13 protein-coding genes are annotated in these 18,245 nt (G+C 68.2%); 1 reads left to right on the forward strand and 12 read right to left on the reverse strand.

Annotated elements, in window-relative coordinates:
- Nucleotides 1-106 precede the first annotated feature (106 nt).
- From AC3WXD_RS04885 to AC3WXD_RS04900, 4 genes are all read right to left on the reverse strand, one after another.
- On the reverse strand, nucleotides 107-2,269 hold the full coding sequence (locus AC3WXD_RS04885; RefSeq protein ID WP_492323168.1) for a TonB-dependent receptor family protein: 2,163 nt from the start codon (nucleotides 2,267-2,269) through the stop codon (nucleotides 107-109).
- A gap of 89 nt (nucleotides 2,270-2,358) precedes the next feature.
- Nucleotides 2,359-4,521 (reverse strand): PQQ-dependent dehydrogenase, methanol/ethanol family, encoded by a 2,163-nt coding sequence (locus AC3WXD_RS04890; protein WP_020423654.1) that lies wholly within the window; start codon nucleotides 4,519-4,521, stop codon nucleotides 2,359-2,361.
- A 188-nt stretch (nucleotides 4,522-4,709) separates the two neighbouring features.
- Complete coding sequence (gene styD / locus AC3WXD_RS04895) at nucleotides 4,710-6,200, reverse strand: phenylacetaldehyde dehydrogenase StyD (RefSeq protein ID WP_492323169.1); 1,491 nt, start codon at nucleotides 6,198-6,200, stop codon at nucleotides 4,710-4,712.
- A 147-nt stretch (nucleotides 6,201-6,347) separates the two neighbouring features.
- Nucleotides 6,348-7,382, reverse strand: coding sequence for a helix-turn-helix domain-containing protein (locus AC3WXD_RS04900; RefSeq protein ID WP_492323170.1), 1,035 nt, complete (start codon nucleotides 7,380-7,382; stop codon nucleotides 6,348-6,350).
- Nucleotides 7,383-7,714: 332 nt separating this feature from the next.
- Between AC3WXD_RS04900 and AC3WXD_RS04905 the strand changes: the two genes are divergently transcribed.
- A complete protein-coding gene (locus tag AC3WXD_RS04905; protein ID WP_454733421.1) occupies nucleotides 7,715-7,885 on the forward strand; it encodes a hypothetical protein in 171 nt (56 codons plus the stop codon).
- A gap of 190 nt (nucleotides 7,886-8,075) precedes the next feature.
- Here AC3WXD_RS04905 and AC3WXD_RS04910 read toward each other — a convergent pair whose 3' ends face one another.
- From AC3WXD_RS04910 to AC3WXD_RS04945, 8 genes are all read right to left on the reverse strand, one after another.
- A complete protein-coding gene (locus AC3WXD_RS04910; protein ID WP_454733422.1) occupies nucleotides 8,076-9,155 on the reverse strand; it encodes a porin in 1,080 nt (359 codons plus the stop codon).
- 373 nt (nucleotides 9,156-9,528) lie between these two features.
- On the reverse strand, nucleotides 9,529-10,683 hold the full coding sequence (locus tag AC3WXD_RS04915) for a Wadjet anti-phage system protein JetD domain-containing protein (protein ID WP_492323171.1): 1,155 nt from the start codon (nucleotides 10,681-10,683) through the stop codon (nucleotides 9,529-9,531).
- On the reverse strand, nucleotides 10,667-13,990 hold the full coding sequence (locus AC3WXD_RS04920; protein WP_492323172.1) for an ATP-binding protein: 3,324 nt from the start codon (nucleotides 13,988-13,990) through the stop codon (nucleotides 10,667-10,669). The genes AC3WXD_RS04915 and AC3WXD_RS04920 overlap by 17 nt, the downstream gene beginning before the upstream one ends.
- Nucleotides 13,987-14,742, reverse strand: a complete 756-nt coding sequence (locus tag AC3WXD_RS04925) for a DUF4194 domain-containing protein (protein ID WP_492323173.1) — start codon at nucleotides 14,740-14,742, stop codon at nucleotides 13,987-13,989. Before AC3WXD_RS04925 ends, AC3WXD_RS04920 begins: the two co-directional genes overlap by 4 nt.
- Nucleotide 14,743: 1 nt before the next feature.
- Nucleotides 14,744-16,240 carry a DUF3375 domain-containing protein gene (locus AC3WXD_RS04930; RefSeq protein ID WP_492323174.1) on the reverse strand — a complete coding sequence of 499 codons (1,497 nt, stop codon included), beginning with the start codon at nucleotides 16,238-16,240 and terminating at the stop codon, nucleotides 14,744-14,746.
- 177 nt (nucleotides 16,241-16,417) lie between these two features.
- Nucleotides 16,418-16,900, reverse strand: a complete 483-nt coding sequence (locus AC3WXD_RS04935; RefSeq protein ID WP_492323175.1) for a hypothetical protein — start codon at nucleotides 16,898-16,900, stop codon at nucleotides 16,418-16,420.
- A 178-nt stretch (nucleotides 16,901-17,078) separates the two neighbouring features.
- Nucleotides 17,079-17,378 (reverse strand): hypothetical protein, encoded by a 300-nt coding sequence (locus tag AC3WXD_RS04940; protein ID WP_492323176.1) that lies wholly within the window; start codon nucleotides 17,376-17,378, stop codon nucleotides 17,079-17,081.
- A 413-nt stretch (nucleotides 17,379-17,791) separates the two neighbouring features.
- Complete coding sequence (locus AC3WXD_RS04945) at nucleotides 17,792-18,244, reverse strand: hypothetical protein (protein ID WP_492323177.1); 453 nt, start codon at nucleotides 18,242-18,244, stop codon at nucleotides 17,792-17,794.
- Nucleotide 18,245: the final 1 nt, after the last annotated feature.

Genomic DNA, 18,245 nt, shown 5'->3' on the forward strand with positions numbered 1-18,245 from the left:
GCATGTGGACGTGCGGAGCGGCGCCACGCGGCCGTGGCCATGCGACAGTTTAGTGCAGGCCGGCGGCATTGCGGCGGCATTGCGCCGCGCAGGCCGCCCGGCGCCGTCAGATCTGCGCGCGCAGCCCCAGGAAAAAGCGCCGCCCGGGCGCCGGCTCGAAGTAGCGGCCGTTGCTTTCGTTGACGATCACCGAGCCGATGTAGCGCCGGTCGGCGAGGTTGTCGATGCGCCCGAACGCATACCAGCGCGTGCGCCCCACGCGGAAGGCGTAGCCGGCGCGCAGGTTGAAGCTGGCGTAGCCGGGCGCGGCCTGGGTGTTGAGGTCGTCGGCGAAGACGCGCCCTTCCACGCGCATTTCCGCGCCCAGCACGAGGCCGGCCAACGGGCGGCAGGTCGCCTCGAAGTTCAGGCTGTGGCGCGCGGTGCCGGGCACGCGGGCGCCGGCGGCCACGGTCTGGCCCTGGGCGTTGACGAAGGCTTCGCCGAAATGGGCGTCCAGCCAGGTGTAGGCCAGCCCGGCGCCGTAGCGCTGCCCCGCGCCGAACGCGCCATGCCAGGCCAGCTCGAAGCCGCGCCGGCGCACGCCGTCGACGTTCTGGTAGACGCTGCGGCCGTTGTCGTTGGACAGCGGCACGATCTCGTTGCGGCTGTCGGCGTCGAACAGGGCCGCCTCGACGCGCTGGCTGGCGCCCTGCCACTTGACGCCCAGTTCGCCCTGGCGGCTGGTGGACGGACTCAGCCCGAGGTTGGTGCCGGTGCCGGCAGGGCCGTAGGCCACCTCGGTCAGCGTCGGGGTCTCGAAGCCGCGCCCGAGGTTGGCGTAGACGTTGACGGACTCGAACGCCTGCCACACCACGCCGAGCACCGGGCTGACGTTGCCGAAGGTGTTGTTGCCGCTGTCGTCGGGACTGGCCGCGGTGACGAAATGGTCGGCGATGCCGAGCCGGACCCGGCTCGCGCGCACGCCGCCCACCAGCCGCCACGCCGGGTGCCAGGTCCAGTCGAACTGGGCGTAGGCGCCGTAGCTGCCGGCGGTGTCGGTCTCGTCGCGGCGCGGCGCGCCCTGCGTGCCGTTCTGGTTGACGTAGCCGGTGCGCGCGTCGCGCATGCCGTCGGCCTCGATGCCAGCGCTCCACAGCAGCGGCAGGCCGGCGAAGCGCGTGTCGTGGTGCCACGACAGCGCCGCGCCGCCATAGCTGCGGTCGATGTCGACGATGCCGCCGGCGGAATTCGGCGCGGCGCCGCTGAAGCCCAGGTACTGGGTCAATGCGCGCGTGCCGCCGTAGGCGCGGGCCTCGATGCGGTCGCGCTCGCCCAGGCGCTGCTCCCACGCCAGCCCGCCCTGGGTCTGCCTGACGGTCTTGCCGGTGTCGAACTGCGCCGACAGCGGCACCGACTGGCGCGGGCGGGCCTCGGCCTGCACGCGCGTGAGACCGAGCGGGTCCTGCGCCAGCGGCTGGTCGACGATGTTGAGCAGCGCGGTGAGGCGGGTGCCCGCCGCCGGCTCGGCCACCACCTTGGCGTTGAGCTGGCGCCGCCGCGCCGCGCCGTGGTCGCGGTAGCCGTCGGTCTCGAAGGACCAGGCGTCGAGCGTGGCGCCGATCTTGTCGTTGCCGCCGCCCAGCGTGACGCCGGCGGTCCGCTGCCCGTCCGAGCCGAAGCCGGTGGACGCGCGCGCCATCGGCGCCCTGGGCGGGTCCGGCGTGAAAACCTGCACCACGCCGCCCGACGCATTGCCGTACATCTGCGCGAAGGGGCCGCGCAGCACCTCGATGCGGCTGGCGTTGTTGAGGTCGAAGGTCGAGGCCTGGCCCTGGCCGTCCGGCATGGTGGCGGGAATGCCGTCGACGAACAGCCGCACGCCGCGCACGCCGAAGGTGGAGCGGCTGCCGAAGCCGCGCACGGCCAGCTGCAGGTCCTGCGAATAGTTCTGGCGCTCGCGCGCGGTCACGCCCGGCACGCCGGCCAGCAGTTCGGAAAGGTTGACCAGCGCGCTGGGCGCGGCCATCGGGTCGACCGGCACGCTGTCGATGGCGGCGGGCGCATCGAAGCGCTTCTGTTCGGCGCGGCTGGCGCCGACCACCACGTCGGGCAGCGTGTCGTCGGCAAAGGCGCCGCCGGCGCCCGCCGCGAGCAAGGCGGCGGCCAGGCAGCACAGGCGCCGCGCGGGACGCGGCGGCGCATGCCGGCCAGCCGGTCCGCCGGCCGGTCCGCCGGCCTGCGCGCCAGCCGGCCTGCCACCCCGCGCGCGCGCCCTGTTGCCCGCCATGTGCCTGTCCCGGGTTCGTTGATCGGATCCTGCGCCACCGCCGCCCGATTGTGCCCGATCACGCGCGGTTTGCCAGGGCCGCCCGGCGCTCACTTGGGCCGGATCGCGTCGGCGGTGCCCTGGATGAACGCCTTGATCTTCTCCACGTCCTCCCTGCTCAGCTTGCCGGTGAAGTCCGGCATGCCGCGCGCCATCGCGGGCCCCTTGAAGACGATCTTGTCGAGATGCTCGATGTAGGTGGTGTCCAGGTAGCCCAGGTTGGGAATGTTGCCGCCGCGGTCCACGCCCGGCACGCCGTGGCACAGCACGCAGTTGCTGACATAGAGCGCGGTGCCGGCGGCGACGTTGGCCGGGTCGTACTTCACGCCCGACAGCAGCCGGCCGGCGCGGTACTGCGCGAACGCCGGCAGCGGCGCCTTGCCGCCCACCGCGAAGGTGTAGACCGTGCCCGGCCCCTGCCGGTCGGTGGCGCGCTGGGCCTGGCCGTACACGCCGCCCCAGCCCACCGCGACGGACACGTACTGCCTGCCGTCCACCATGTAGCTGACCGGCGCGGCGATCACGCCGGTGCCGGTGGGCGACTCCCACAGCTTGGCGCCGCTGGCCGCGTGGTAGGCGATGAAGCGCCCGTCCGCGGTGCCCTGGAACACCAGGTTGCCGGCCGTGGTCAGCGTGCCGCCGTTCCACGGCGAAACCTGTTCCTGGGTCCACACCGCCTTCTGCTGCACCGGGTCCCACGCGATCAGGCGGCCGAAGGGCTTGCTCGCGGGCGGCTCGGCGTTGAGGAACTTGGCGGTGTTCCAGCCCACGTTGCCGTGCGGCTGGCCCGGCTGGCCGCCGTTGAAGGTCCAGTTCTTGTCGTCCATCAGGTTCAGCGGCACGTGCTGGGCCGGCAGGTAGACCAGGCCGGTCTGCGGGTTGAACGACATCGGGTGCCAGTTGTGCGCGCCGTAGGGGCCGGGGATGGCGTCATAGGGCTTGTCGCCCTCGCGCGCCGCCGGGATCTCCACCGGCCTGCCGTTCTGGTCGTAGCCGCTGGCCCAGTTCACGTCGACGAAGTTCTGCGCCGAGATGAACTTGCCGTTGGTGCGGTCGATCACGAAGAAGAAGCCGTTCTTGGGCGCGTGCAGGATGACCTTGCGCGCCTGTCCGCCGATGTTCAGGTCGGCCAGGATCATCTGCTGGGTGGAGGTGTAGTCCCAGTTGTCGCCCGGCGTTTCCTGGTAGTGCCAGACGTATCTGCCGGTGTCGGGATCGAGCGCGACGATGGAGGCCAGGTAGAGATTGTCGCCGCCGGCCGGGCTGCGCTTGCTGCGCGCCCACGGCGAGCCGTTGCCGGTGCCCACGTACATGAGGTTGAGCTCGGGGTCGAACGCCAGCGTGTCCCACGCGGTGCCGCCGCCGCCCGCCTCCCACCACTTGCCGGCCGGGTCCCAGGTCCTGGCCGCCGCGGCCATCGACTCGTCCTCGAACGGCTTGGCGGGGTCGCCGGGCACGGTGAACCAGCGCCATTTCTGCTCGCCGGTGCCGGCGTCGTAGGCGGTGATGTAGCCGCGCACGCCGAACTCCGCGCCGCCGTTGCCGATGATGACCTTGCCCTTGAACACGCGCGGCGCGCCGGTGATGGTGTACGAATGCTTGCGGTCGATGATGGTGTCCTTCTCCCACAGCTTGCGGCCGCTGGCGGCGTCCAGCGCGATCAGCCGGCCGTCGTAGGCGGCCACGAACACCTTGCCCTGGTACAGCGCCACGCCGCGGTTGACCACGTCGCAGCAGCCGCGGTAGCCGAGCGCGCGGTCGACCTTGGGGTCGAAGGTCCACAGGCGCTTGCCGGTGCGCGTGTCCACCGCATGCACCACGCTCCACGAGGCGGTGACGTACATGATGCCGTCCACCACCAGCGGCGTGGACTCGACCCCGCGCGTGGACTCGAGGTTGTAGGACCAGACCAGCCCGAGGTCCTTGACGTTGTCGGCGTTGATCTGCGCGAGCCGGCTGAAGCGGGTCTCGGCATAATCCAGCCCGTAGCTGGGCCAGTCCGGCGTCCTGGCCGCGTTGGCCTCGATGAAGGCGCCGTCGACGCTGCGCGTGACGGCGCGGATGTGGTCGGGCGTGGCCGCGCGCGGGGCGGGCCGGCCCTGCGCGGCGGCCGGCAGGGATGCCGTCATGGCCGCGGCTGCCAGCAGCGCGGCGGCGGCGCACAACCGGCGCGGCAAAGCACGGAACGGAACCCGCGTGGATTCGTGGCGCATCGTGTCTCCTCTCTCTTTTGTTTTTTGCTTCTTCTGCGGGGCTGCGGGGGGCTGCAAGAGGGTGCCGCGCCTGCGGGGCCGGCGTGGCGGACCTCCTCCACCACGCCGGCGCATGCGGCAAGCCCAAGCATGTGTGCAACGCGGACCTTTTAAATACCCGGAATTACCCCGAGGGGGTCCGGCGCCGCTCAGTAGGCCATGCAGACCGACTTGATCTCGGTGTACGACTCGATGGCCGAATAGCCGTGCTCGCGCCCCACGCCGGACGCCTTGTAGCCGCCGAACGGCATGTTGGGGTCGACGATGTTGTGCGTGTTGACCCAGACCGTGCCGGCGTCGAGCCCGTCCACCAGCCGCTGCACCGCGCGCAGGTCGTTGCTCCAGATGCTGGCGCCGAGGCCGTATTCCGAGCGGTTGGCTTCGGCCAGCACGGCCTGCGGGTCGTCGAACGGCATGGCCACCACCACCGGCCCGAACACTTCCTCGCGCACCAGCGTGAGGTCCTTGCACGCCGCGTTGGCCACCACCGTGGGCCGCACGAAATAACCGGGACGCTCCGGCGCGGTGCCGCCCGCGACGATCTGCGCGCCCTCGTTGCGGCCGGTGCCGATCAGGCCCATCACCTTGTCGCGCTGGCGCGCCGACACCAGCGGCCCCATCTGGCTGGCCGGGTCGAGCCCGGCGCCGAGCACCGTGGCGTCGGCCACCTTGCCCAGCCCCTCGACCACCTGCTCGTAGTGGCGGCGCGCCACGTACAGGCGCGAACCGGCCGTGCACACCTGACCCTGGTTGAGGAAGATGGCGCCGGCCGCGCCCTCGATGGCGCGCGCCGGGTCGCAGTCCTCCAGCACGATGACCGGGCTCTTGCCGCCCAGCTCCAGCGACACGCGGCGGATGTCCTGCCCGCAGCGCGCGCCGATCAGCCGGCCCACTTCGGTGGAGCCGGTGAAGGTGATCTTGTTCACGCCGGGGTGCGCCACCAGCGCCGCGCCGGTCGTGCCGTCGCCCGTCACCACGTTGAACACGCCCGCCGGAAAGCCGGCCTCCAGCGCCAGCTCGGCCAGCCGCAGCGCGGTCAGCGGCGTTTCCTCGGCCGGCTTGAGCACCACCGTGCAGCCGCAGGCCAGCGCCGGCGCGATCTTCCACACCGCCATCAGCAGCGGGAAATTCCACGGCACGATGGCGCCCACCACGCCCACCGGCGTGCGCCGCGTGGACGCGCGGTAGCGTGTGCCCGGCGGAAACGGCACCGAGATGTCGAACGTGCTGCCTTCGATCTTGGTGGCCCAGCCGGCCATGTAGCGCAGCCACTGCACGCTGCCGGCCACCTCCAGCCCCTGCGCGAAGGCCAGCAGCTTGCCGTTGTTGAGCGTCTCCAGCCGGGCCAGCTCGTCGGCGTGCTGCTCCACGAGGTCGGCCAGCCTGAGCAGCAAACGCTCGCGCTGGGCCGGCGTCATGGCGGGCCAGGCGCCGCCGGCAAACGCGCGCCCGGCGGCGGCCACGGCCGCATCGACGTCGGCCGCGCCGCCCGAGGGCACGCGCGCGATGGCCTCGCCGGTGGCCGGATCGAACACGGCGAAGGTCTCGCCGGACGCGGCCTGGCGCCACTCGCCGTCGACCAGCATGGCATTGCGGATGGCCTGGTCCAGGCCGCCGCGGGCTTCCTTGGGTGCATTCATCTTCGTCTCCGGTCATTGTCGGCTTGCGCCCCTTGTCATGGAGAACGAAGTTAGCATCGGCCCCGCGCGCATGGCTTGTCTGGCCGTGCACAAAGCTTGCCGATGCGTGCAAGCGCGGCGAAAGCGGACCGCGGCCGGAGAGACGGATCAGTGCGGCAGCGCAATATGCGCGCCCGCATGCCGCTGCCGCCATTGCGACGGGCTCATGCCGAAACGCTCGTGGAACACGCGGCTGAAATGCGCGGCATCGGCAAAGCCGAGCGCGAAGGCGATCTCGGTGATGGTGCGCCCGGGCTCGCCCGACAGACGCCGCGCGGCCTGCCGCAGCCGCCGCGACAGGATGTAGGCGTGGGGCGTGAGGCCGGCCTCGCGGAACAGGTTGTACAGCGTGCGGCGGGACACGTTGAGCACGGTGGCCAGCCGCTGCGCGCACAGCTCGGGATCATGCAGCTGGGCATCGACGAACTCGGCCAGCCGGCGCATGCGCGCCTCGCCCAGGCGGCGCGCCACCGCGGCGCCCGCCACGCCGGCCACGCCGTCCATGTCGCCGGCCGCCGGCTGCGCCGCGCGCGCGCCCTGCAGCGCGGTCTCCATCAGCGACACCACCGAGTCCTGCAGCACGGCCTGCCCGTGATGGTCCAGCAGGTGGCCCGCGCAGGTGTCGTGCAGCAGCGCGCCCAGCGCCGACACCGCGATGCGCGCCGCGCCCTCGCCCGGCAGCGCCTGCCCGCCCAGGTTCGCCGCCGCCTGGCGCCAGCCGAACGCGTGCGCCTGCGGCACCAGCAGCACCAGCAGCACCAGCACGCGGCTGCGCTCGCCCATGTCGATGCTGTAGGGCTGCGCGGTATCGTAGATGGACCACATGCCCGCGGCCAGCTCGGCCGCGTTGTTGCGCTGCGCCACGCGGCTGTGCCCGCTCAGTTGCCAGAAGATCTTGAAGAAGCCCGCGTCCGACGCCGCCGCGTGGCGCGGCTCGCGCGCCACGCGGTGCGCGTCGACCTCCAGGTCCGCCACCGCGCACGCGCCGAAGCGCGCATAGCTGAAGCTGCAATGAAAGCGGCCGCTGGCCTGGCGCGAATACGCGAGCGGCAGGAAGCTGGTGTCGATCGCCTCGCGCCATTGCTCGAAGGTCAGGCCATTGCGGCGGGACGCGGTCTGCGGCGGGCTTGGCACGGCGGGCATCGGGCATCTCCAGTGACCGGCGCTGCGGCGCCGGCGGGATCGGAAAGCAGTGGGCCAGCCTAATGGAAAGCCGCGGCTCGGACAATCGGCGCAACTACCCGGCCGGCGCCGCCGCGTGCGTCGAGGCCAGCCGCGCCGGCCGGCACGCCCCTGTCTGCGGCGCGCGCACATGGCGCACGCGGCTGTCTGGCGCTGCCCAACAGCGCGGCCGCGCCAGGCGCTCCCTGAGGCACGGCAAAGGCGGCTTTGTGCCCCGCGCGCGGCCGGCACGGGAAATGCGATGCATCCGGGAAACGCCGGCGCCGATGCCGCAACCGTCCGGAGGATTGGCCATGCGAAGACTGCCGCTTCTCACGCTCTGCCTGCTCGCCGCCCTGGCCGGCATGACCGTGTTCATCTGCCTGTCCGGGGCGCTCACGCTGCACGACACCGAATACGGCAGCGGCACGGCCCTCGCCCACTGCCTCGTGGACGAGCCGATGGATGCCGCGCGGCAGCAATGACCGCGGCAGGCACGAGGCAGGCAGGAACGGGAATGACGGACGGAAAAAAGGCCGGTCGTCCGACCGGCCCAACGATCCCTGCGCCAGGCAAGGTCGATATGAGACTTGGCGTGCCGGGTCGTCCCCGGCACGCCCGCTGTCACTGCGCGGCGCGGACGAATCCGCCCCGCGTCAGGTGTCAGGCATCAGGTCAGAAGCGGTGGCGCACGCCGATGGTGGCGCCGGTCTGGTTCGCGCCCACCAGGGCCGTGCCCGCGCCGTTCAGGCCCAGCGACGAGCCGTCCTTGTTCTTCACGTAGCCGATGTTCAGGTAGGCATCGGTGCGCTTGGACAGCGAGTAGTCGCCCGACAGCACGAACATCCACGGATCCCCGCCGCTGTTCTTGGTGTCGGTGTAGTAGGCCGCGCCGGTCAGCTGGAAGGCAGGCGTGAACTTGTAGCTCGCGCCGGTCCAGTACACGTTGCTGCGCTGAACCGCGGCGGTGGTGCTGGCGGTGCCGTCGTCGCGCAGCCAGCGGTAGCCGGCGAACACCTTGGCGTCGCCGAAGGCGAACGCGGCGCCGAGGGCCGCGCGCTTGGCGCTGCGGTCCTGCAGCGCGACCGATGCGCCCTGGTACTGGTCGTAGGCGCCGCCGATCGACAGGCCGCCCACGGCATACGACAGGCCCGCGCCATAGTTGCGGCCGACCTTGTTCGCGCCCGGCACTTCGCTGCCGTTGGACACGGTGGCGTCGCGGCCGAAGCTGTAGAAGCCGGTGGCGGTCAGGCCGCCGAACTTGCCGGTGTACTTGATGGCGTTGTCGGCGCGGCCGTTGAACTGCGCGTCGACGTTGTTGAGCGAGTAGCGCGGGCCCACGCCCATCGGGTCATAGGCGCCGAACAGGTCGTACAGCGCGTTCTGCTGGCGGCCGAAGGTCACGGCGCCAAAGTCGCCCTGCAGGCCGACATACGACTGGCGGCCGAACAGGCGGTTGCCCTGGCCGGACAGACCGGTGTCGATGTCGAAGCCGCTTTCCAGCACGAAGATGCCCTTCAGGCCGCCGCCGAGGTCTTCGACGCCGCGCACGCCCCAGCGCGAGCCGGACAGGTTGCCGGAATTCAGGCGGGTCACGGTGCCGCCGGCCGAGCCGGTGGCCGGCGTGTGGTTGATGACTTCGACGCCGGCGTCGACGATGCCGTAGAGCGTCACGCCCGAAGTGGTCTGGGCGAACGTGGCGCCCGACGCTGCGGCTGCGGCCGCGGCGGTCATTACGAGGAGAGCTTTCTTCACTGGGTTGTTCTCAGTCTTATGGATGGATGAGGCGATCTGCCACGAGCCTGAAGCTGTTGCGGCTGACGCATTCTCTCCACCTTTCGTGAAAGCTTTATGTCCGCACAACGCAATAATTCGGTCATATTGCGGCCCCGCGTGACCGCCCATCCCCGTGCGCAGGGCGTAATGTGCCCCCGACAACACAGCCACGCCCCGCGCGCGGCGAGACGGGTCGGGCGACGGATCCACTAGCCGGGAAACGGATATTCCGCGTCGAAGGCGGCGAAGCGCGCCTGCAGGAACTCGATCAGGCGGCGCTGCCGGTAGGACGGAAAGCGGCTTTGCAGGAGCAATGGAGGCAGCCGCAGCGAGCGAGAAACGCATCGGCACCCTATTGCTGCGTTTGCCCATGCCATGCGCCAAGCGCGGCAGCGACCGTGTCCGCCGGCAGAAACTCCTGCTCGAGCCGGCCACGTTCCAGTCCGCACAGATACTGGTAGAAGGCCGCCTCCGCCGCGTCCAGGCCTTCCGGCGGCTCGGCACCCGCCCGCACGGGTTCATTGACCGCGAGCGCCGGGGCGTAGCGATCGAAGCACGCGCGATCCATGAGCACGGGCCTGACACCGGGCAATGCCCGCCGGGCTCCGGCCAGCATCGCCAGGCCCCAGGTATCGAGATCGCCCCAGTACGCAACGTGCCTTCCGATCAGCCATTCCTGACGCATCCAGCCGAGGTGCAATCCCGCGCCCAGAATGGCCACTGTGCCGGCCAGCGCCGGCAACTGGTGCAGGCAACGCTCGTTCTCCACGATCAGGATGCGGCTGGCTTCTCCCGGCATGCCAGTCAGCTCTCCGACCGGCACGCGCTGCTGCGCGAACGGCAGCAGCCCTGGCACCAGCGGCGCCACCAGCAGCCAGTGATCGCTGTCCTCCGCCGCGCCCAGGAAGGCCTCCAGCCCGGCGCCACCCGCCAGCCCGCCGAAGCGGGCATCCAGCATCTGCGTCAGCAGTGCACGATTACGCTCCAGGAACTTGCTGTCGATGTTGCAGACCGTCACGGCCCGCAACGGGCGCCCGCCGGCGCAGCCAGGCGACAGGGCAAGCGCGACCTCGCTCGCCTTGAAAACCTCCCCGGCGGGACGATCCAGCGCGAGGCTGCGATGACGCAGGATCAACGAGTGGAACAGCGGATCCACGCCTTCCACCAACTGCCCCAGCGCCCGGTATTCGGCCTGGATCGCGGCGTCGCCGGTAGCCTCGATCCACTCCGATGGCGTGCCGATCTCCCATGCCACAGGCAGCTCGACCGGCGCTTCGCCGGCACGGTAGACCGTGCTTTCCCAGGCCACCTTGCCGACCCGCACCTGCCGCCAGGACTGGGCATGACGCCGGACCGCCTCGGTCTCGCGGGCGAAGATGCCCGCCGTGGGCCGCCCGATCATCAGCCGCAGCGGCCAATGGCCCCGCTGGAGCAGGCGTGAGGTCCGCAACGAAGCCGACTGCCATTGCCGGCCCAGCTTCGCGGCCAGCTCAGCCGGTGACTTCATCGCGCCTTCCTTGCCGCACGCGGGCCACTTCGTCCAGTTCTTCCCAGCTCAGCGAAGTCATGGTGGCCTGCTGTCCCCGGCGATGGATCAGGATCGCGGAACGGGTATGCGCGCGCAGCAGGCGCATTTCCTTGTTGGGCGTGACGAACAGCGGATGCAGGCCGAATTCCCGCAACGCGGAAATGATGCGGCCCGCCACCGCTTGCGAGCTCTTGGAAAAGGCTTCGTCCAGGACGATGGTGCCGAACAGCGGCCTGCTGCTGCCATCGGGGCACAAGGCGTAGCTCAGCGAAGCGGTCAGGATGTAGCTGGCGATGATTTCCTTCTCGCCGCCGCTGCCGCCCTGCGAACCCGTGCGCGTTTCCACCACGCGCGCGGTGCCGCGCTCGATCACGGAGACGGCGAACTGCAGGCGATAACGCGGATCCAGCAATGCACGCGCGGCGACAGTGGTACGCCGCTCGCTGGCTTCGCGCAGCAAGGCCACGACGTGCGCCAGCGCCCGAAACTGGCCTTCGCCCTGGTCGTCCAGCAGCGTCGCCGAACGCAAGACGCGCTGCGCCTGCTGCAGCGTGCGCAGGCTCTCGTGCACGACCTGACGCGGCTCCAGCTGCAAGTAGCAGCCAGGGTGGAAATCGACCCGGCGCATGGTGTTGTTGAGATCCTCGATGCGCTCCTCGATGATCGCCACCTCGTTCTCGATGCTGCCCAGCAACTGCGTCACGCCCTGGTCCGAGGAATGGTTCAGATAGTCGAGGAAACGCTGCTGCTTCTCGGGCAGCGCTTCCTCGGTGAGGATCTTCAGGCGTTCCAGGTATTGCGGCACGTCTTCGAGATCGGTGCCGGCATCGGCGAGACTGCCGGTATCCTTGCCCTTGGCAATGCCCATGTTGCGCACGAGATCCTTCTCGCAATGGCCGATATCGCGCTCGAGCACCTTGAGCCGTTCTCGCAATGCCTGTTCCGCCGCGGTCTCGTGGTCTTCCAGCGCATCTGTCCCCGATATCGCCGCGAGATCGAAGTGCTGCCGCGCCAGCGCTTGCTGCGGTGCGGTCAAACCGCTGCCGCAGCGGCGATAGGCACGCTCCTGCCCCGTCCGTGCCGCCTCCCTCTCCCGGCGCAGCACGGCATCCAGTGCGAGACTCTTGCTATACGCCGTCTTGGTCTCGGACAGAGCGAGCTTCGCCGCTTCCCACTCACGCTTGGCCTTGGCGGTGTCCGTGCCAGGATCGGCAAGCATGGACACTTGCCTCTGCAGGTCTGCCAGCTTTGTCTCGGCCGCCGGCAGGTCGATGTCTTCGAACCGCAGCTCCAGCAACCGCGTAAACGCCCCCTGGAGCATGCGCAGCGCGCTGACTTCCGCCTTGGCCCCCTCGAACTGCCTCTGCTGCGCCGCCAGCCCGGCCCTGGCCTCTGCCAATTGCTGCTGCAGCGCCGCCAGGCGGTCCTTGTTGTCGAATCCGGTCAGCCAGCCCTGATTCAGCGGTGTCTTGTCCTGTTTCTCGAAAAACCCGCTTTTGCCCGACATCAGGCCCTGGGCCGTCATGCCGTGCGGCGTGCCCTTGAGCGCTTGGGGCGAGGCGACGCAATGCCGGTCGATGTCGGCCAGGAAGTGCCTGAGCGCATCCTGGTATGCATGGTCCTTGAACCGTAGCTTGCGCATGAAACCATCGTTGAAGCCATCAACAGCCTGCGTGGCCACTCTCACTTCCAGCAAACGGACATGCAAGCGGTTGTCGCGTCCGTTCACCCAGGACAATGCCGCCTCCATTTCGTCAGGAGGCACCATCAGCCGCAGGCGGTGCCCGCCAACAGCACGTTCGATGGCGCCGCGCCACTGGGCTTGCTCTGCCTGCACCTCCATCAATTCCGCGACAAACGGCAAGGCGTCGTCGGTCAACGCAAGGTGTGCCGCCAGGTCGCTCCTGAATTGCTGGTACTGCCCCGGAATATTGGAATGCGGCCTCGCCCTGGCCTGCGCGAGGGCCTCGTCAAGCTCTTTGACGTCCTTCTCGCTGCCGGAGAGGCTCGCCCCCAGCGAAAACGCTTCCGTCTCCCGCGCCACCAGGTCCGCGTCCAGGCGCTCCCGCTGCTGCCCGGCGTGCGCGCGGCTCGCCTGGAAGCCATCGGACGTCAGGGTTCCATCCAGCTTCAGCACTCTGGTCAGGCGCGCATACTCCTGCGCATGGTGCTTCCTGCTTGCGCACAGGTCGCGCTGCGTCTCGATCTGCGCCTCCAGCAGGTCGATGGTGTGGCCGCCACCCTGCAGGTAGCGGTCGCGCAGCGATTGCTCGCTCGCCTCTTGCCGCTTGGCCTCCAGGTCCAGCGCGTCGATACGCTGGCTGCACAGCACGAGCTTGCGCTCGACGTCATTCAAGGTGTCCTGCCACAACTCATGCGCCCGCAGCGCATAAGCGACCGGCAGCACCGCCAGCAGCTCAAGCTGGACGTCTTGCTGCTGCTTCAGCTCGCCACGCAGCTTCCAGCCCTTCTCGACCGGCAGCAGCGAATCGCACTGCCGGCGCGCGATCTCGAGCTCCTCGCGGATCGCCGTCAGGTCGTCGAACTCCGACGCGACCTCCCCCGCCCTCTGGAAAGCGGAACGGTCGTCCAGCACCAGCTCGCGAAACAGTTCATCGATGCTGTTGAGCTGCTTGAGGCCGGCGGCCCGGTTCAGCAGCGTGAAGGCGTTTTCGCCTACCTCGAAAATGCGGCGCAGTTGCGCAACGTAGGCCTTCTTGTTGTCGAATACCTGCAAGCCAGCCAGTTCGCGCCCGAATTGCTTGAGCGCCCGCTTGCCGCCCGCATGATGCATCTCGAGCCAATCGTCCAGCCCTTGCGGCTCGTCGCGCGAAATCAGCCAGATCCGATCGAGATCGGAAGCCGCCGAGCTGCTGCCCTCCAGAGTGAAGATGCCCGCCATGGTCAGGCAGGCGCTGCCGTTGCCGAAGCTCGCGGCAATGGCGGACACGGTCTTGCCCGGCCGTGCAATGTGGTCGGTATCGGTGCCGCGCCCCGCTCCGGAAACGCCTCGCACGTAGGACACCAGATCGCGATCGCTCTCGTGCCCGCCCGTGGAGGCCAGGTTGTAGCGCGGCTGGGCAGCAATCAGCGTCATCAAGGCATCGACCAACGTGGTCTTGCCGCTGCCGGTCTGCCCGATAATGGCCGTGCCGTCGATATCGATTTCCGCATGGTGCCGTCCGCTGAACGGCCCCCAGTTGTAGAGATCGAGATGGGTGAGCACATAGGCTGCCGAGGGCAACAATTGCTCGGTAGAGGAATGATCGGCGCGCAACTGCGTCATGGCGCCTCCTCCTCGTCGCCGGCCGGCTCGGCGCCGCCCGCGGCCGCATGCTGGGCTGCTTGCCGGAAGGCCTGCAGCAGGCCCTGCAGGTTCTCCGGATTGGCCAGATGCACAATGATCGGGCGGACCAGGACCTGGTCATGCGGGTCGACCTCCGACACGATGCCATGCGGCTTGAGTTTTTCCAGCAGCGCCCGCAAACGCTGCTGCTCGCGGGCATCGCTGCCCAGGCTGCCCAGATACAACTGCAGCGGCGGCAGCAGGTCCTCCAATGCCACCGGGGCGTCGCCGGCGCCGACTCCGCCTTCCTGCTCGTGGACCACATAGTGCTGGCGCAGCAACGCGACCAGCAGCGATTGTTCCAGCGTCAGCCGCTGGCGGCGCACCAGCGGGTGCGACCACTCGTCCTCGTCTTGCGCAAACAAGGACTGTGCCACCACCAGAAAGGCCAGGCCGCGCACATCATCGATCTTCAACGCAAGATCCAGTGGTTCGAGAATGCGATCGATCTGCGCCGCGTGGGCCAGCGCGGTCCGATACAGGTTGGGCTTGCGCGCCGCCTCCAGCAAACCCAGCTTGAGCAGTTCCTGGCAGGCATCCTTCACCTGGCGCTCCGTGACAGCGAACTCGTGGCCGGGATGATGCCCGCTTCCGGCCTGCCCGAGCGCCGGTGCTGCCTCATCGTCCGCGTCGGACGCATCGACTGCGCCAGACGCGTCGGTAGCGGTCAGCGCATCGAAAATGCTTGCCATCTCATATCTCCTTGTCCACGCCGCGGAGCACGACAGCATCCAGTTCCACCCGCGGCACGGAAAACCGCAGCGCGGCGCCGTCGCGTGCCTGCACATCGACCGTCTCGCGCTCCGCATGGATGGGCGCCTCGGCCTGCCTCGCCAGGCTCAACCACAAGGCGATCGACTCCAGGTCATGCGTGGGCGGCAGATGCCGGGCAAGCTCCGCGATACCCATGGCCTGCCCGCTCTGTTCGAGCAAGGCAATGGTTTCGTCGATCAGCGCGGGCCGGTCCAGGCTATCGAAGGCATCCCAGAAATCCTGCTCGATCTGCGCAGGGTCCATCGCGCGCGCGCCCAACTCGAGCCCTTGCTGCTCGTCGTCCTCGTTGGACTTGAAACGCAACCGCTCCACCAGCGGTAGCCCCGATACCGCGATCGCCACCGGAGGCAGGGGGCCTCCCTCGCGGCGTACCGCCGCGCGTCCCCAATCCACCGACAGCGCCTGCTGCAGGATGTCGTTGATCAGCTCTCCGACCCGGTGGTGTTCGGCGGCCAGCCCCGTCTTGAGGAAACCCTTGACGTCGCGCTCGCTGCGGGCACGTGCGCGGATCACCGCCGCCGACTCGTCCACCAGCCGGATGATCAGCCAGCGCAGCTCGTTCTGCTGCAGGGAACTAAGCGCGGAGCGGGTGGCAGGATGCCGGATGATCGAGCGCAGGCGATGCTTCGTCGCATCCAGCTCGGCCGTGCGCACCAATTGCTGCTGGAAGCCGTGGAACACCTGCCCTTCCGGCGTCTCCAAGAGGCCGTCATGACTGTTAAGCAGTTTGTCCACGACCTCGCCACGATGATTGCGCTCACTGACGATGGATTGCCGCAGCAGACGGTCCGCCTCGCGATATGAATCCTCCACGCGCCGGAAATCCGCCCTCAGGCTGGTGGCGAGATTGAATATCTCGCGAATGCCCTCGACTGCCTCGGCATCGCTCAGCACACGCACCTCGCCCGCGTTGACCGCCGCCAGCTCGGCTTCGAGATCCGCGATCTTCCGCTGCAGATAACGGGCCCGGCTGCGCGGATCGGGATTCAGATTCGACTCCAGATTCTCGATCTCGCGCTGGACGATGGACAAGCGCGAAGCGGTGGAGGTCATCAGCCGGCCTTCCAGGCCGGCCACGAACCTGAGCGCCTCTTCCAGCGCGTCGGTCGCATAGAGACGCCCCTCCCGCTCGATCACCAATGTGCGCCGGATCCACGAGCGCAGTTCCTTGCGCGCGGCCGCCGCGAAATCGTCCGTATCGATGCCAAACTCATCACTGTTCGCATGCTGCTCCAGAATTGCCGCCAAGGCTTGCTGGGCTTCCTCGAACGCGATGCCGTCGTGGCTCTTTTCGAATAACGCCTGAAGACAACTCAGAACGAGCGGCGCGCTACGCGCCGCCAGCAATTGCCAGGCCGGATGCTCGCGGCGGGACTGGACGTACTGCTGGGTGCGCTGTTTCGGATCGAGTTCCATCTGGTTGTCTGGATGCGAAGCCCGGGTAGGAATACTTTGGCTGGAACGCGAGTAGCGCCCTGTGGCATCAGTCCCTGCCGGAGCCGCGCCCATCTGTCGCTGCTAGCGGCTCACTGTGCAAACTAGGGATATCGGAGCGGGATTTGGATTATATCGCTGATTCACCGGCATTCTTCCTTAGTATGGCGCAATGGGAATGAGAATGCGGCGGGGTTCGCCGTGCCCCCCGATTCCCCATTCGTATTCCCCCGAATCCGCCGCGGCATACTCCAGACTCTGCGCCGACAAATCCCCCCGCACTCCCACGCTCGCCAACCCAGCTCCCAACCCGCTGCTCACCTGCCGCGCCAGCGGGCTCCACTTCGCCGCGCCGGCCGTCTTGTCGATCCCTGCGCCTATCCCGCCGGCGATCGCCGATGCCCCCACGCCACGCCAGTCAAAGCGCTGCTGCATCCCGCTCGCCAGCGCCACACCCTGCGTCGCCGCTGAGCCGATCGCCCCGCGTACCATGCCTGCGCCAATCGGGTTGAGCGACGAACCTATGCCCGCACCTGCCAAGCCGCCCGAGATCGCGCCTCCCACCGCCCCCAGCGCCACACCCTTCCAGTTGAATCCATGCTGCTCGCCCGCCAGGATCATCACCCCCACGTACTGCGCCACCACCCTCGAGGGCAGCCACACCGGGTTCAGCGCCCTGCCCTCGCTGCCCAGCAGCAGCGCAGGTCCCGGCAACGCTTGGCGGGGAGTTTTAGATACCGCCAGCCAGGAGGCTGAGGAAGGGCCAGAAACGACAACGCCTGCACAAGGCAGGCATTGTTGACTGTGATGGCGAACCACGTTAGGGATTCTTCGCCAGGAGCAATTTCTCAAAGTCCTGCAACAGACGAGCCCCCTCCACGCTCTTGCCGAGTCGATAGGCAGACAACGATGCATCGAGCAAAGCGCGCAACTGAGTCAGCGTGGCGCTATCCGTCACGCTCTCTTCAACGAAGGGCATCCCACTTCGCAACTCGTCGAAGGCTTTTTCAAGGTTCATCTGCTCGTCTTGCTGCAGATAGTCTTCTTCGGGGAAGTCATCGGGGGCACTCATCAGAACGTATGAGATGAAGTCGACGTAGCCCCGAAGTTGCGCACCCAAACCATATTATCTCCTTTCACCATTGAGGCAGAAGACTATATGAGCCTCCAAGCTCCGCAGGCCGAACAATAGTCACCCGGTTCCCATTGGAGTAGCGATAGAAGACCGCCACTTGCGGGGTGCTTCCCCACTTATGTCCAATAGTACCGTCCATAATCAGATTGGCTTCAGGTATCCGAACGTCGGGTATCCGGTATGACCCGCTGCCGGCGGGGTCACGCAGCCAGCGATTGAGTTGGACAGGTTGACCTACGCCTGCCGAAACTCATCACGTTGCCCCGTGCCTGCGCGAGCGCCTGGCTCCTGGCTGGTCCTGCTGCTACCGCTGGAATTGCCTCCCGCGAGGCTGCTGCCCAACGCATTGCCAAATGCAACAACGCCCGCAGAGCGGGCGTTGAACGAAGGGGAAGAAGTTAGGATCCTGCGGCTCTTAGCTGCGTTCGCCACTCATCAAGCAAGCCGCGCTGCAGCGTCCGGTCGATGACTCCATCCTCGATTGCACCGACAAAGGTGCCTCCTAGCTCGAATTCGAAGGCAAGACCTGCGCGCTGAGACAGTTCTCTAACCGCAGAGATGATAGTTTCGACCTCTTCCAAATGCTTCCGATCTATGTCCTCAGGCAATCCATCTGGCGGCAATGCTGAGTAGATTTCAAGTGCCCCTCCTACAGTTTCAACGGCAGGATCCGAGCCAGAAGCTTCGTCCACGCGGTCAACTAGAGCCGGTGGGCCAAGCACCCACGGCCGGGCAACGGCAAGTTTTCTCACTAATGTGGCCACTTGCTCCCTGGCCAAGGGCGTCGCATCTTCCGCCAGATAGAACAAGAAGCTCAATCGAGGGTGGTCTGGTGCAATAGCGTTGTTCATT

The sequence above is a fragment of the Cupriavidus sp. FW216-B1 genome (assembly GCF_058789195.1).

Excerpts from the sequence above, each read along its gene's own strand:
- AC3WXD_RS04885 (WP_492323168.1), bottom strand. The coding sequence starts at position 2,269 with ATGGCGGGCAACAGGGCGCGCGCGCGGGGTGGCAGGCCGGCTGGCGCG.
- AC3WXD_RS04890 (WP_020423654.1), bottom strand. The coding sequence starts at position 4,521 with ATGCGCCACGAATCCACGCGGGTTCCGTTCCGTGCTTTGCCGCGCCGG.
- styD (WP_492323169.1), bottom strand. The coding sequence starts at position 6,200 with ATGAATGCACCCAAGGAAGCCCGCGGCGGCCTGGACCAGGCCATCCGC.
- AC3WXD_RS04900 (WP_492323170.1), bottom strand. The coding sequence starts at position 7,382 with ATGCCCGCCGTGCCAAGCCCGCCGCAGACCGCGTCCCGCCGCAATGGC.
- AC3WXD_RS04905 (WP_454733421.1), top strand. The coding sequence starts at position 7,715 with ATGCGAAGACTGCCGCTTCTCACGCTCTGCCTGCTCGCCGCCCTGGCC.
- AC3WXD_RS04915 (WP_492323171.1), bottom strand. The coding sequence starts at position 10,683 with ATGAAGTCACCGGCTGAGCTGGCCGCGAAGCTGGGCCGGCAATGGCAG.
- AC3WXD_RS04920 (WP_492323172.1), bottom strand. The coding sequence starts at position 13,990 with ATGACGCAGTTGCGCGCCGATCATTCCTCTACCGAGCAATTGTTGCCC.
- AC3WXD_RS04925 (WP_492323173.1), bottom strand. The coding sequence starts at position 14,742 with ATGGCAAGCATTTTCGATGCGCTGACCGCTACCGACGCGTCTGGCGCA.
- AC3WXD_RS04930 (WP_492323174.1), bottom strand. The coding sequence starts at position 16,240 with ATGGAACTCGATCCGAAACAGCGCACCCAGCAGTACGTCCAGTCCCGC.
- AC3WXD_RS04945 (WP_492323177.1), bottom strand. The coding sequence starts at position 18,244 with ATGAACAACGCTATTGCACCAGACCACCCTCGATTGAGCTTCTTGTTC.